At 72.4% G+C, this 14,357-nt stretch carries 11 protein-coding genes; 6 read left to right on the plus strand and 5 right to left on the minus strand.

The window, feature by feature from the left end:
* The first annotated feature begins 28 nt into the window (after positions 1-28).
* The 4 genes from OG408_RS20255 to OG408_RS20270 are packed head-to-tail and all read left to right on the plus strand — an operon-like array spanning position 29 to position 5,907.
* Entirely contained in the window at positions 29-769 is a 741-nt protein-coding gene (locus tag OG408_RS20255) for a response regulator transcription factor (RefSeq protein ID WP_266780486.1), read from the plus strand.
* Positions 762-2,357: a HAMP domain-containing sensor histidine kinase gene (locus OG408_RS20260; protein WP_285564387.1), complete on the plus strand. Its 1,596-nt coding sequence runs from the start codon at positions 762-764 to the stop codon at positions 2,355-2,357. Before OG408_RS20255 ends, OG408_RS20260 begins: the two co-directional genes overlap by 8 nt.
* A gap of 26 nt (positions 2,358-2,383) precedes the next feature.
* The gene (locus OG408_RS20265) at positions 2,384-3,751 is read left to right on the plus strand and encodes a bifunctional glycosyltransferase family 2/GtrA family protein (RefSeq protein ID WP_266780488.1); all 1,368 of its coding nucleotides are present in this window, start codon (positions 2,384-2,386) and stop codon (positions 3,749-3,751) included.
* A complete protein-coding gene (locus tag OG408_RS20270) occupies positions 3,748-5,907 on the plus strand; it encodes a glycosyltransferase family 39 protein (protein ID WP_326671176.1) in 2,160 nt (719 codons plus the stop codon). Before OG408_RS20265 ends, OG408_RS20270 begins: the two co-directional genes overlap by 4 nt.
* Before the next feature lie 12 nt (positions 5,908-5,919).
* Here the strand turns inward: OG408_RS20270 and OG408_RS20275 are convergent, their stop codons facing one another.
* A complete protein-coding gene (locus OG408_RS20275) occupies positions 5,920-6,783 on the minus strand; it encodes an endonuclease/exonuclease/phosphatase family protein (RefSeq protein ID WP_285564385.1) in 864 nt (287 codons plus the stop codon).
* Between the two features lie 141 nt (positions 6,784-6,924).
* On the opposite strand from OG408_RS20275, the gene OG408_RS20280 reads away from it, so the two are divergent.
* Positions 6,925-8,448 (plus strand): MFS transporter, encoded by a 1,524-nt coding sequence (locus OG408_RS20280; protein ID WP_266780491.1) that lies wholly within the window; start codon positions 6,925-6,927, stop codon positions 8,446-8,448.
* Between the two features lie 149 nt (positions 8,449-8,597).
* Positions 8,598-9,404, plus strand: a complete 807-nt coding sequence (locus tag OG408_RS20285; RefSeq protein WP_266780492.1) for a TetR/AcrR family transcriptional regulator — start codon at positions 8,598-8,600, stop codon at positions 9,402-9,404.
* Here OG408_RS20285 and OG408_RS20290 read toward each other — a convergent pair.
* From OG408_RS20290 to OG408_RS20305, 4 genes are all read right to left on the minus strand, one after another.
* Positions 9,398-10,330 (minus strand): NAD(P)-dependent oxidoreductase, encoded by a 933-nt coding sequence (locus OG408_RS20290; RefSeq protein ID WP_285564383.1) that lies wholly within the window; start codon positions 10,328-10,330, stop codon positions 9,398-9,400. The two genes, OG408_RS20285 and OG408_RS20290, sit on opposite strands and share 7 nt — an antisense overlap.
* Before the next feature lie 5 nt (positions 10,331-10,335).
* Complete coding sequence (locus OG408_RS20295) at positions 10,336-10,806, minus strand: PPOX class F420-dependent oxidoreductase (protein WP_266780494.1); 471 nt, start codon at positions 10,804-10,806, stop codon at positions 10,336-10,338.
* A 24-nt stretch (positions 10,807-10,830) separates the two neighbouring features.
* Positions 10,831-11,649 carry a YceI family protein gene (locus tag OG408_RS20300; protein ID WP_285564381.1) on the minus strand — a complete coding sequence of 273 codons (819 nt, stop codon included), beginning with the start codon at positions 11,647-11,649 and terminating at the stop codon, positions 10,831-10,833.
* 212 nt (positions 11,650-11,861) lie between these two features.
* Positions 11,862-14,351 (minus strand): MFS transporter, encoded by a 2,490-nt coding sequence (locus OG408_RS20305; RefSeq protein ID WP_266780496.1) that lies wholly within the window; start codon positions 14,349-14,351, stop codon positions 11,862-11,864.
* Between the last annotated feature and the right edge of the window lie 6 nt (positions 14,352-14,357).

A 14,357-nucleotide genomic window follows, 5' to 3' on the forward strand; every position in this document is an offset into this window, starting at 1 on the left:
TCTCAGGGGCGTCTCACAGGGTTGGGGCATGACGACGACGACCTCGCCCCAGGGGCGTACCGAACTGCTCAGGCCGGACCGGACGCCCGTCCGGGTGCTGGTCGTGGACGACGAGGCCCCGCTGGCCGAGCTGCTCTCCATGGCGCTTCGCTACGAGGGCTGGGAGGTGCGCAGCGCGGGGGACGGCGCGGGCGCCCTGCGCACGGCCCGGGACTTCCGGCCCGACGCGGTGATCCTCGACGTGATGCTGCCCGACATGGACGGGCTCGCCGTCCTCGGCAGGCTGCGCCGGGAGCTCTCCGACGTGCCCGTGCTGTTCCTGACCGCCCGGGACTCCGTCGAGGACCGGATCGCCGGGCTCACGGCCGGCGGCGACGACTACGTCACCAAGCCGTTCAGCCTGGAGGAGGTCGTGGCCCGGCTGCGCGGCCTGATCCGGCGGTCCGGCACGGCGGCGGTGCGCAGCGAGTCGACGCTCGTCGTCGGCGACCTGATGCTGGACGAGGACAGCCACGAGGTGAGCCGCGGCGGGGCCAACATCCACCTCACGGCAACCGAGTTCGAGCTGCTGCGTTTCCTGATGCGCAATCCGCGCCGGGTGCTGAGCAAGGCGCAGATCCTGGACCGGGTCTGGAACTACGACTTCGGCGGACAGGCCAACGTCGTCGAGCTCTACATCTCCTACCTGCGCAAGAAGATCGACGCCGGCCGCTCGCCGATGATCCACACCCGGCGCGGGGCGGGATACCTCATCAAGCCCGGTGAGTAGCACCGTGAAACGGCTGGCGAAGGGGCCGTGGACGCTGCGGACGCGGCTCGTCGTCTCCGCGGTGACGCTGATCGCTGTCGTCGCGGCCGTCATCGGCACGGTGACCGCCATAGCGTTCCACACCTACATGTACGGCAAGCTGGACGACCAGCTGCGTGACATCACGATGCGGGCCGAGCGCAGGCCGGGTGAGCCCGTTCCCGGTGGGCTCAAGAACAAGGATCCGCTCGGCTTCATCGGGATGGGCGGGCAGCCGCTGAAGACGTTCGGTGCGCTGTCCCTGGACGGTGACGTGTCGGAGTCCGCGGTCGTGAACGGGGGCGGGTTCGACGCCAAGGAGAACGTCGACCCCCTGACCGGTGCCCAGGAGGCCGCCCTGGAGGCGGCCGGGGTCACCTCGGACGGCCGTGCGCACGACGTCGACCTCCCCGGGCTCGGCAGCTACCGGGTGCAGGCCACCGCCCCCGCGAGCGACGGGACGACCGTCCTGGTCGGCATCCCCACCGAAGAGGTGAGCCGGGCCATCACCACCCTGATCCTCGTCGAGGTCTGCGTCACCGGGGCCGGGCTCATCGCCGCCGGGATCGCGGGCGCCGCCATGGTCACGGTCGCCCTGCGGCCGCTGCGCCGGGTGGCCGCCACCGCGACCCGTGTCTCCGAACTCCCGCTGCACAGCGGCGAGGTCACCCTCTTCGAACGGGTCCCGGACGCCGAGGCCGATCCGCGCACCGAGGTCGGGCAGGTCGGCGCGGCCCTCAACCGGATGCTCGGCCACGTCGGTTCGGCCCTGGACGTGCGGCAGAAGAGCGAGATGCGGGTGCGGCAGTTCGTCGCCGACGCCAGCCACGAGCTGCGGACCCCGCTCGCCTCGATCCGCGGATACGCCGAACTCACCCGGCGCGGACGGGAGAACGCCGGACCCGACACCCGGCACGCTCTCGGCCGGATCGAGTCCGAGGCGGAGCGCATGACGGGCATGGTGGAGGATCTGCTGCTCCTCGCCCGGCTGGACGCAGGCCGGCCGCTCTCGTGCGAGAGCACTGATCTCTCGCCGCTCGTCATCGACGCGGTGAGCGACGCACGCGTCGCGGGCCGGGTCGCCTCACCGGACGGCTCCGGGTCCACGCACCACTGGCGGCTGGAGCTGCCCGAGGTGCCCGCGACCGTCCGGGCCGACCCGACCAGGATTCAGCAGGTGCTGGTCAACCTGCTGGCCAACGCCCGTACGCACACCCCGCCCGGGACCACGGTCACGGTCCGGGTCCTCGCGGGGACCGGGCAGCCGTGGGTGACGCTGGAGGTCCGGGACGACGGGCCGGGCATTCCGGCGGAGCTGCTGCCGCACGTCTTCGAACGGTTCGCGCGGGGGGACGCCTCGCGCTCCCGGCACGCCGGTTCGACGGGGCTCGGGCTCGCCATCGTGCAGGCCGTCACCGCCGCGCACGGCGGTGTCGCCGAGGTGCGTTCGGTGCCCGGGGACACGGTGTTCGCCGTCCATCTGCCGGCCGATGGCGGGCACGCGGGCGGTCCGGGCCCGGACGGTTCCACCACCTCACAGCGGGACCACAGGCTCACCACACGGGTGTGACAGCGCGGTTGGCGAGTGTCGGTGTCATGCGAACCGACACTCCCTGGAGCACCCTGCCGGCCCGGGACCACCTCCTGGCCCGCGCGGGCGATGCGGCAGGTGCCCCCGTACTCGACGTGGTGGTACCCGTCTACAACGAGGAGAAGGACCTGGAGCCGTGCGTGCTGCGGCTGCACGACCATCTGGCCCGCACCTTCCCGTACGCCTTCCGGATCACCGTCGCGGACAACGCGAGCACCGACCGGACGCCCGAGGTGGCGCGGCGCCTGGCACGGTCACTGCCCGGGGTGCGGTCCTTCCGGCTGGAGGAGAAGGGCCGCGGACGGGCGCTGCGCACCGTCTGGTCGCACTCGGACGCCCCGGTCCTCGCCTACATGGACGTGGACCTGTCCACCGACCTGAACGCACTGCTCCCGCTCGTCGCGCCGCTGATCTCCGGCCACTCGGACCTGGCGATCGGCTCGCGGCTGGCCCGCAGTTCGCGGGTGGTGCGGGGCACGAAGCGGGAGTTCATCTCGCGGGCGTACAACATCGTCCTGCGCTCGTCGCTGGCCGCCCGGTTCAGTGACGCGCAGTGCGGGTTCAAGGCGATCCGCCGGGAGGTCGCGCAGCGGCTGCTGCCGATGGTCGAGGACACCGGCTGGTTCTTCGACACCGAGATGCTGGTGCTCGCCGAGCGGGCCGGGCTGCGCATCCACGAGGTGCCGGTGGACTGGGTCGACGACCCCGACTCGACGGTCCACATCGTGCGGACCGCCACCGAGGACCTGAAGGGCGTGTGGCGGGTCGGGCGGGCGCTGGCCGTCGGCGCACTGCCGCTCGACCGTCTGGCCCGGCCCTTCGGCGACGACCCGCGCGACCGCGGGATCGGCGGGGTGCCGGGCGGACTGGCCCGGCAGCTGGTCGGGTTCTGCGTCGTGGGCGCTCTCTCCACGCTCGTCTACCTGCTCCTCTACTCGCTCTTCCGGCTGGGCGCCGGCCCGCAGATCGCCAACGGCGGCGCGCTGCTGGTGTCGGCCGTCGCCAACACGGCAGCGAACCGGAGGCTCACCTTCGGCGTACGCGGCCGGGGCGGGGCCGTCCGTCACCAGGCGCAGGGCCTCGTGGTCTTCGCCATCGGCCTGGCGCTGACCAGCGGTTCGCTGGCCGCACTGGGCGCGGCCTCCGGCTCGCCCTCGCACGGCACCGAACTCGCCGTGCTGATCGCGGCCAACCTCGCGGCGACGGTGCTGCGGTTCCTGCTCTTCCGCGCCTGGGTCTTCCCCGACCGCGACCGCGACCGGAGCGGTGGCGGCCGCGGCGGTGACGCGGCCCGCCCGGCGGGCACCCCCGCGCCCGGCCCGGCCGCCGCCCCGGCCGACGACACCCACCACGAACTGAGGAACGTCCGATGACCACGCTCGACCACCTTCCGGCCCCACCCCACGCGGGCTCGCCGAGCCTCGGACGGACGGCCGGCCCGCTGCCGCGCCGGCTGTGGCGGGGCAGGCCCGAGGACCCCCGCTGGGCGCGCCCGGCCTTCCTCGCCATGCTGCTGGTCATCACGCTGGCGTACCTCTGGAACCTCGGCTCCTCCGGCTACGCCAACTCCTTCTACTCCGCGGCCGTGCAGGCCGGCAGCCAGAGCTGGAAGGCCTTCTTCTTCGGCTCGCTGGACTCGGCCAACGCCATCACCGTCGACAAACCCCCCGCCACCCTGTGGCCGATGGCGCTGTCGGTGCGGATCTTCGGCCTGAGCTCGTGGGCGATCCTGGCCCCGCAGGTGCTGATGGCCGCGGCCACGGCGGGCGTGCTCTACGCCTCCGTGCGCCGCCGGTTCAGTGCCGCCGCCGGGCTGATCACCATGGCGGTGTTCGCGCTCACGCCCGTCGCCGCGCTGATGTTCCGCTTCAACAACCCGGACGCGCTGCTCGCACTGCTGATGACCGTCACGGTCTACTGCGTGCTGCGCGCGATGGAGAACGGCCGCACCAAGTGGCTGGTGTGGGCGGGCGTCGCGGTCGGTCTGGCGTTCCTGTCCAAGACCCTTCAGGCGTTCCTGATCCTGCCACCGCTGGCGGTGCTGTACGCGGTGTTCGCGCCGGTCTCCGTACGCAGGCGGTTCGGCCAGCTCGGCCTCTCGGCGCTGGCGATGATCCTCGCGGGCGGCTGGTGGGTGGCGATCGTCGAACTGTGGCCCGCCTCCTCGCGCCCGTACATCGGCGGCTCGCAGAACAACTCGTTCCTGGAGCTCACCTTCGGCTACAACGGGCTCGGCCGGATCAACGGCGAGGAGACCGGCAGCGTCGGCGGCGGGGGCGGCCCGGGCGGCGGCTCCGGCGGCCAGTGGGGCGAGACCGGCATCGGCCGGATGTTCAACTCCGAGATCGGCAGCCAGATCTCCTGGCTGCTGCCCGCCGCGCTGATCCTGCTGGTCGCGGGCGTCTGGCTGACCTGGCGGGCGAAGCGGACGGACACCGCCCGGGCGGCGTTCCTCGCCTGGGGCAGCTCGCTGCTGATGACCACGGCCGTGTTCAGCTTCATGGCGGGGATCTTCCACCAGTACTACACGGTGGCTCTGGCGCCCTACCTCGCGGCGCTGGTCGGCATGGGCGCCACGGTCCTGTGGGAGGAGCGGTCCCGCTGGTGGGCGGGCGCCGCGCTCGGTGTCACGGTGGCGGTGACGGCCTACTGGTCGTACGTGCTGCTGGGGCGGACCCCGGACTACCAGGCGTGGCTGCGGCCGGCGGTGCTCGTCGTCGGTCTCGTGGGCGCGGTGGGCCTGCTGCTCGCCTCGCGGCTGGGGCGCCGGCTGGCGCTCGCCGCGGTGGGTCTGGGCTTCGCCGCGTCACTGGCCGGGCCGGCCGCGTACACCGTGAGCACGCTGAACACCGGACACCAGGGCTCGATCGTCACGGCCGGCCCGGCCTCCGGCGGGATGGGCGGCGGCATGGGCGGCGGTCCGGGCGGCGGTGGCGGCCGCGGTGGCGGGATGCGGCCGCCCGGGCAGGGTGCCCAGCAGGGCAACCAGCAGGGCGGCGGCATGGGACAGCCGCCGGCCGGTGGCCGGGGCGGGCAGCCCCCGACCGGCACCCAGCAGGGCCAGGGCGGTACCGGCACCGCACAGCAGGGGCAGCGGCCCGGAGCCATGCCCGGCATGGGCGAGGGCGGACGGGGCGGTGGCGGCGGTATGGGCGGGCTGCTCAACGGCGCGTCCGTCGACGCCGCGGCCAAGAAGCTCCTCGCGGCCGACGCGGACGACTACACCTGGGCCGCCGCGGCCATCGGCTCGCAGAACGCGGCCAGTTACCAGCTCGCCACCGGCGACCCGGTGATGGCGATCGGCGGCTTCAACGGGAGCGACCCGTCCCCGACGCTCTCCCAGTTCAAGAAGTACGTCGAGGACGGCCGGATCCACTACTTCGTCTCCAGCGGCACGGGCGGCGGTGGCGGCATGGGCGGCAGCGGCGGCACCTCGTCGAAGATCTCCGCCTGGGTGGAGGCCAACTACAAGGAGGTCACGGCCGGCAGCGCCACCTTCTACGACCTGACACAGCCCAAGAGCGCCTGAGGCGGCAGCCCCTCAGCGCCGCAGCAGCAGGTCGGCGACAACAGGGCGGTGGTCCGAGGCGAGCGTCTCGGCCACCGCCGCGTCGCGTACCCGCACGGTGTCCTTCGACACCGCGACGTAGTCGATCCGCTGCACCGGGTCCTGCGCCGGATACGTCGGCCCGCCCGGCTCGATGTCGGTGAGCGTCTCCCACAGCGGGGCCAGCTCCGGCGCGGCCGGTGCCGCGTTGAAGTCGCCGAGCAGGATCTGGTGCACCGGCCGCCGCTCCGACTCCTGGTCCTCGGCCATGATCCGGCGGGTGTCGGCCACCTGGGCGGTCCGGACGGACGGGTCGCCGCGGTAGTCGAGGTGCGTCGCGTACACGTGCACCGGGACCCCCTTCACCCGCAGCACCACCTCGCCGAAGCCGGGCGCGGGGGCCGGGACCGGGTTCGGGTCCTGGGTGGAGAGCCGGGTGATGTCGTGGTTCTCGGCGCTCACGATGCGGTAGCGGGACAGCACCGCGACGCCGAACTCGCGCCGCGGAGCGTCCGCCGTCGCCGGATCGAGGCTGTAGATCGGTGCGAACGACACGTGCATGCCGAGCCGTTGGCCCAGTTCGGCCGCCAGGTCGCGGTTCTGGCTGCGGTCGCCCCAGTGGACGTCGACCTCCTGGAGCCCGATCACGTCCGCGTGCAGCGAGCGGAGCTCGGCCACCTGCCGGTCGAGATCGAAGACGTTGTCCATGCCGGCTCCCGCATGGATGTTGTACGTGGCGACGCGCAGGGGCACCAGCTGCCCCGGCCCGTGCCCCGCAGCGGCCGCGGGCGGCATCAGAGCCGCCCCCAACAGGCCTGCGGCCAGCAGAACTTCCACCGTACGACGACGCAGTGACATACCACTCCAGCCCTTGTCGGATCAGCGACCGGAACGCTATCGCGGGAAAGCCGTTTGTACGTGGCTCATGCACGGCTATACGGTGTACAACACTTTCCCTGTACACCGTATAGGACCTTGATCCGACGCCCGGGAGTCCGAATGACGGCGACCTCCGCCGAGCCGAACCGCCTTGTGTCGCCGAGCCATCCGCAGCGCTGGCTGATCCTCGGCGTCATCTGTCTCGCGCAGCTCACCGTGCTGCTCGACAACACCGTCCTCAACGTCGCGATCCCCTCCCTCACCCGGGAGCTGCACGCCTCCACCGCCGATGTGCAGTGGATGATCAACGCCTACTCGCTCGTGCAGTCGGGGCTGCTGCTGACCGCCGGCAGCTCGGCCGACCGCTACGGCCGCAAGAAGATGCTGATCGCGGGTCTCGCCCTGTTCGGCGTCGGCTCACTGGTCGCCGGGCTCGCCCAGTCGTCCGGGCAGCTGATCGCCGCCCGGGCGGGCATGGGCATCGGCGGTGCGCTGCTGATGACCACGACCCTCGCCGTCGTCGTCCAGATCTTCGACGACACCGAGCGGGTGAAGGCGATCGGCATCTGGTCGACCGTCAGCTCGCTCGGCTTCGCGGTCGGCCCGCTGATCGGCGGGGTGATGCTCGACCACTTCTGGTGGGGCGCCATCTTCCTGATCAACATCCCGGTCGCCGTGATCGGCCTGGTGGCAGTGGCGCGGCTGGTCCCGGAGTCGAAGAACCCGAGCGGGGAGCGCCCCGACCTGCTGGGCGCGCTGCTCTCCACCATCGGCATGGCCGCGGTCGTGTACGCGATCATCTCCGGCCCGGGCCACGGCTGGACCTCCGGCCAGGTGCTGCTGACCGCCTTCGTCGGGGTCGCCGTCCTCACCGGGTTCGTGCTGTGGGAGCTGCACATCCCGTATCCGATGCTGGACATGCACTTCTTCCGGAACCAGAAGTTCATCGGCGCGGTCGCGGGCGCGATCCTGGTCGCGTTCGGAATGGGCGGCTCGCTGTTCCTGCTCACCCAGCAGCTCCAGTTCGTGCTCGGGTACGGGCCGCTGGAGGCGGGGCTGCGCACGGCCCCGCTGGCGCTGAGCGTCGTCGCGCTGAACCTCACCGGGCTGGGCGCCCGGCTGGTGCCCAGGCTCGGTACGCCGGTCACCATCGCCTCCGGGATGGGGCTGCTCGCCGCGGGCCTCGCCGCGATCGCCCTGTTCGGCGGGGACGGTTACGGCGGCACCCTGCTCGGCCTGCTGGTGATGGGCGCCGGCATCGCGCTCGCCATGCCCGCCATGGCCAACGCGATCATGAGCGCCATCCCGCCGGAGAAGGCGGGCGTCGGCGCCGGGGTCAACGGCACCCTGGCCGAATGCGGCAACGGCCTCGGGGTCGCGGTGCTCGGCGCGGTCCTCAACTCCCGCTTCGCCGCGCTCGTCCCGTCCGCCGTCGGCGCCGCCTCGCTGCCGGCCGCGCTGGCCGCCGCGGACGGTGCGGGGGAGCGGCGGGCCATCACCGACGCCTTCTCCTCGGGCCTGGAGACCAGCATGCTGGTGGGGGCGGTGGCCGTGCTGGCCGGCGGTCTGCTGGCCGCGGTGCTGCTGCGGCGGGCGGAACGGGGAGAATCGGGGCAGGCTGATCCTGCCGCGGCGGCGGCATAGCATCAGGCGGGATGTACCGGACCGTACTGCTCCGTTTACCGGCACGGACACGTGAGCACGCGGTATGCGGGCACGGAGTAGGTGAGCACGGGTACGTGAGCACGGAGTACGTATCCGGTCCGTCCCGCCGGTGAGACGAGGAGTGCGCCATGGTGTCCGCGGCCGACCGCGCGAAGGACCCTGCCCGGACGAGTGTGTGGCTGAACCACCGGCCACCGTCGCGCGCCCGGAAACCGGACCAGCCCGCAGGACTCGACCGCGACCGGATCACCGCGGCCACGGTCCGGCTGCTGGACGCCGAGGGGCTCGCGAAGTTCTCCATGCGCCGGCTCGCCGCCGAACTCGACGTCACCGCGATGTCCCTCTACTGGTACGTCGACACCAAGGACGACCTGCTGGAACTGGCCCTCGACTCGGTCTACAGCGAGATCGACCCCCCGCAGGAGGACGCGCCCTGGGAGACCCGGCTGCGCACGTTGGCGACGGCCTACCGGGAGCTGCTGGTCCGGCACGTCTGGGTCTCCCCGCTCGTCGGGAAGTTCCTCAACACGGGCCCGCACGCGATGCTCATGTCGTACGCGATCCAGGACGTGATCCGCGCGACCGGCCTGCCGATGGGACGGCAGACCGGCGCGCTGTCCGCGGTCTTCCAGTTCGTGTACGGATTCGGCACCGTCGAGGGCCAGTTCGCCCAGCGCAGTGCCGAGGCGGGGCTCACCCAGGACGAGTACTTCCAGCAGGCGATGGCGGCCATCCAGGGCCAGCCGCAGCTGGGCCCGATCGTGGAGAACTCGCAGGACCTCATCGCCGCGCGCGGCGCCGACACCGTGCACGAGATGCACGAGCGGGACTTCGCGTTCGCGCTCGACCTGCTGATCGCGGGCATCGTCGCGATGCGGGAGCGGGCCGGGCGGGAGCAAGCCGGGGACGGGGAAGAGGCCCGCCCCCGTCAGTAGCCGCGAGCCGTGTCCACGGCGAGCGCCGGGAGCCGCCCCGCCGTCAGCTCCCGCAGACAGGCCGTGAAGTCCGTGACCACGTCCTCGTCGGCCGTGATTCCCGCGGAGTGCGAGGTGATGACCGTACGGGGCAGCCGCCAGCAGGGATCGTCCGGCGCCGCGGGCTCATCGGGCAGGACGTCGAGCACCGCGCGCCCGACCGTGCCCGCACGCAGCGCCCGCTCCAGCGCGGCCAGGTCCACGGTCGCGCCCCGGCCCACGTTGACGAAGGTGGCCCCGCCCATGGCCGCGAACCGGTCCGCCCCGAAGTACCCGGCCGTCGCGTCCGTCAGCGGCAGCGCGGCCACCACCCAGCGGGCGGCCACCGGCTCGTCCGGACGGGCCAGCGCGTCGAAGCCCGGCGGCACCTCGCGCGGTGTGCGGGCCACGCCCACCGTCCGGATGCCGCACGCCCGCAGCAGCCCGGCGACGGACGAGCCGATCCGTCCGGTGCCGTGAACCAGGGCCGTCTGCCCGGCCGCGAGTTCCGAGGGGATGCGGCGCCACTCGGCCCGGGCGTGCTGTTCGGCGAACTCCGGGACCGACTGGCACTCGGCGAGCACCCAGCCCAGCACGTACTGCGCGATCCGTTCGCCCATCCGGCCCACCGTCCGGGTGAGCAGCGCACCGGCCGGCCACGGCCCGGCGCCCAGCAGGGCGTCCGTACCGGCGTTCACGCTGTGGAACCAGAGCAGGCCGTCCCCGCGCAGCGCCTCGGGCAGTGTGGCCCCCACGTAGACGTAGGGGCCGCCTCCGGCGTCCGCGGCGCGCTCCACCCGGTGTCCGGTGGCCCGCTCCAGGGCGGCGGCCGTGGTGGGCCCCACCTCGGGGCCGGCCAGCAGCCGGGCCCGGGCGAGCCGTTCGGCAGGGGGCGGCGGGAGCGTCATAGCGGTCAGCTGCCCGGGGCCAGGTGCGCCGGGAAGCCGCCGGTGGCGACCGGGCTCCACCGCTCGGGGGTGATCCTGATGATCGACTTGCCCTGCTTCAGCATGGCCGCCCGGTACTCGTCCCAGTCGGGGTGCTCCCCCGAGATGTTCCGGAAGTACTCGACCAGCGGCTCGACCGAGTCCGGTGAGTCGATCACCTCGGCCGAACCGTCGACCTGGACCCACGGCCCGTTCCACTCGTCCGACAGGACGATGACGCTGACCCGCTCGTCGCGCTTGGCGTTGCGGGTCTTGGCCCGTTCGGGGTAGGTCGAGACGACGATCCGGCCGGCGTCGTCGACGCCGCAGGTGAGCGGCGAGCCCTGGGGGCGGCCGTCGGACCGGGTGGTCAGCAGGATCGCCCGGTGCCGGGGCCGTACGAAGGCCAGCAAGTCGTCGAGTTCCACGGCGGTGTTGGTCGCGATGTTGGATGCCATGGAACCGACCCTACGACCGTGCGGTCAGGCGGTCGGCAGGGAATCGCCCTGCACGGCCTGGATGTCGAGCTCCACCCGCAGCGTCGTGCCGATCGCCGAGATGCCCGCCTGGACCACCTGGTTGTAGTTCATGGCGAAGTCCTCGCGGCGCAGCTCGGCCGTGGCACGGAACGCCGCACGGACGCCGCCCCACGGGTCGGGGCCGGTGCCGAGGTAGCTCAGGTCCAGGTCGACCGGGCGCTCCACGCCGTGCAGCGTCAGCTCGCCGTGCACGGTCCAGCGGTCGGGGCCCGCCGGGGTCAGTCCGCCGGAGCGGTAGGTGATCTCCGGGAACCGCTCGGTGTCCAGGAAGTCGGGCGACCGCAGGTGCTTGTCCCGCATGCCGTTGCCGGTGTCGATGCTGGCCGCGCTGATGACCGCGTCCACGCGGGAGCGCTGGACGTCCTCGGCGATCTCGATCCGGCCGCCGAACTCGGTGAACCGGCCGTGCACGCTGGAGATCCCCAGGTGCTGGGCGACCGCGGCGACCGAGGAGTGCGCCGGGTCCAGCGACCAGGCGCCCGGCGGCGGCAGCTCCACGCCGCCCTGGCGGGCCAGCACCACAGTGCCGGCCTCGACCCGGCCGCTCGCCGTGACGAGGGCGGTGGAGGCGGCGGGTGCGTACCCGACCGCCGTCACGATCACGGTGTACGCGCCCGCGGACAGCGGGGTGTCCGTCCGCACCGTCCCGTCCTCGTCGGCGGCGGCCCGCAGCACCTGCGTACCGGTCATGTCGGTGACCGTCACGACCGCGTGCTGGACGGCCCAGCCGTCCCGCGTGCGTACCTGTGCGCGAAGTCCCATCCCGTTTTCTCTCCTTGCGTCCTTGCTCAATGGCCCGTCCGCTCCCGGAACGGGTCACTCAATGAGTCGGGCCCCGGGGCGGGGACGGCAGGCCGTCCCCTGCCTGCCGTCCCCACCGCCGGGGCCCATTTTCCGCCTGCCCGGACAGACTCTCCGCTCGAAGTGCCGTCCCGCCAGGGGTCCTGCGGGTCCGGGGAGAACCCCCGGACCGGTTACGCGCCCGGGTGGACGAGCTCGATGTCGTGGCCGTCGACCCCGCGACCGGCCACGGTCAGGGCGCCGGCCACCGGCGGGTAGCCGGTCGCGATGACCGAGTACTCGCCCGCGTCCAGGTCGGCGAAGGCGTACGCCCCGTCCTCCCCGGTCGTCGAGGTGGCGATCACGTTGCCGGCCGCGTCGACCAGCGTGACCCGGGCGTCGGGCAGCGGCCGCCGGCTCGTGCCGGCCCGCACCACGCCCTGGACCAGCGCACCGGACTGCAGTGCGGCGTCGACCCGGGTGACACCCTGGCCGCCGACCTCGACGGGCAGCGCCAGCGGGCGGAAGCCGGCCGCGTTGACCGCGACGGTCACCGCGCCGGGGACCAGCTCACCGAAGGTGAACTCGCCCGCGTCGCCGGACTTGCCGGTCGCCAGCACGTCGCCGCGCACATCGGTCACGATGACCATGGCGCCCTCGACCGGAGTGCCGCCCTCGGCGGCCCGCACGGTCCCGGCCAGGCCGCTCGTGCCGGCCAGCAGGATGTCGTAGGCGAGCGGTGAGTCACCGACGACCACGGTGGACGCCTGCGGCTGGAAACCGTCGGCGGACGCGATCAGCACGTAACTTCCGGCGCCCGGGGCGTCCAGCCCGTAGGAGCCGTCGGCCTGCGCGACCGAGATGCCCAGCTGCCGGCCGCCCAGCGAGATCAGCGTGACGGCGGCCTTGGCGACCGGCACACCCTCGGCGCCGCGCACCACACCGCGGACCGCGGTGCCCTGCACGGCCGTCACCGGGGCGGCCACCGGGTCCTGAAGGGTGTCCACGGCGGTGACGCCGGCGGTTCCCTCGGAGACCAGGGCGGCGGTACCGGAGGGGACCTCGGCGAGTGCCGCGGTCTCGGCCGGGGCCGGTGCGTCGTTGGCGGCGTTCGTCCTGAGCGCGACCTCCTTGATGAAGATCGTGATCAGGAAGGCGAGCAGCGCGGCCGGAGCGGCGTACAGGAAGACGTCACCGACGCCGTGCCCGTACGCGGCCTCCACGACCGTGCGGAACGGTGCGGGCAGCGTGTCCAGGTTGGGGATGCCCCCGCCGCCCGTCCCGCCGTGGCCGAGGGCCGCGCCCTGCGGACCGAGGTCCGCCAGGCCGTCCTTGACGTAGTGGGTGACGCGGTTCGCCATGACGGCGCCCAGGGCCGAGACCCCGATCGCACCACCGAGCGAACGGAAGAAGGTGACGACGGAGCTGGCCGAACCGAGGTCCGAGGGGTCGACCTGGTTCTGCGTGGCGAGCACCAGGTTCTGCATCATCATGCCGATGCCGAGACCCATCACGAACATGAAGATCGCGATGTGCCAGTACGTGGTGTCGTACCGGATGGTGCCGAGCATCCCGAGGCCCGCGGTGAGCAGGAAGCCACCGCTGACCAGCCAGGCCTTCCAGCGGCCCGTCTTGGTGATGATCTGGCCCGAGAGGGTCGACGAGAGGAAGAGACCCGTGATCATCGGGATCGTCATCACACCGGACATCGTCGGCGACTTGCCGCGTGCCAGCTGGAAGTACTGGCTGAAGAAGACGGTTCCCGCGAACATCGCGATACCGACGAACAGCGAGGCGAGCGAGGCGAGCGTGATCGTCCGGTTGCGGAAGAGCCGCAGCGGGATGATCGGCTCCTTGGCCCGGGACTCGGTGAAGACGAACAGCAGCACGAGGACCAGGGAACCCGCGAGCATCGCGCCGGTCTGCCAGGACATCCAGTCGTACTTGTCGCCCGCGAAGGTCACCCAGAGGAGCAGCAGCGAGACGGCGGCGCTGATGAAGAAGGCGCCGGTCCAGTCGACCTTGACCTCACGCTTGACGACCGGGAGCTTCAGGGTCTTCTGGAGCACGATCAGGGCGATGACCGCGAACGGCACACCCACGTAGAAGCACCAGCGCCAGCCCATCCAGCTGGTGTCGGTGATGACACCGCCGAGCAGCGGGCCGCCGACGGTGGCGACGGCGAAGACCGCGCCGAGGTAGCCGCTGTAGCGGCCGCGCTCGCGCGGGGCGATCATCGCGGCCATCACGATCTGGGCCAGGGCGGAGAGACCGCCGACGCCGATGCCCTGCACCACACGGCAGGCGATCAGCATGCCGCTGCTGGTCGACATACCGGCGACGACCGAGCCCGCGACGTAGATGATCAGTGCTATCTGGACCAGCAGCTTCTTGCTGAACAGGTCCGAGAGCTTGCCCCACAGGGGGGTGGTCGCCGTCATGGCCAGCAGCGAGGCCGTGACGACCCAGGTGTAGGCGCTCTGGCCGCCGCCCAGGTCGGAGATGATCTCCGGCAGGGCGTTGGAGACGACGGTGGACGACAGAATCGCGACGAACATGCCGAGCAGCAGCCCGGTGAGCGCTTCCATGATCTGCCGGTGTGTCATCGGCGTGCCGTCGGAGGAGTCGTTCCCTCCGTGCTTGGCGTGGCCGCCCCGCACACCGGTTGGTGTGGTCGTAGCCATTTAAAT

The organism is Streptomyces sp. NBC_01257 (assembly GCF_035917255.1).
GTDB lineage: Bacteria > Actinomycetota > Actinomycetes > Streptomycetales > Streptomycetaceae > Streptomyces.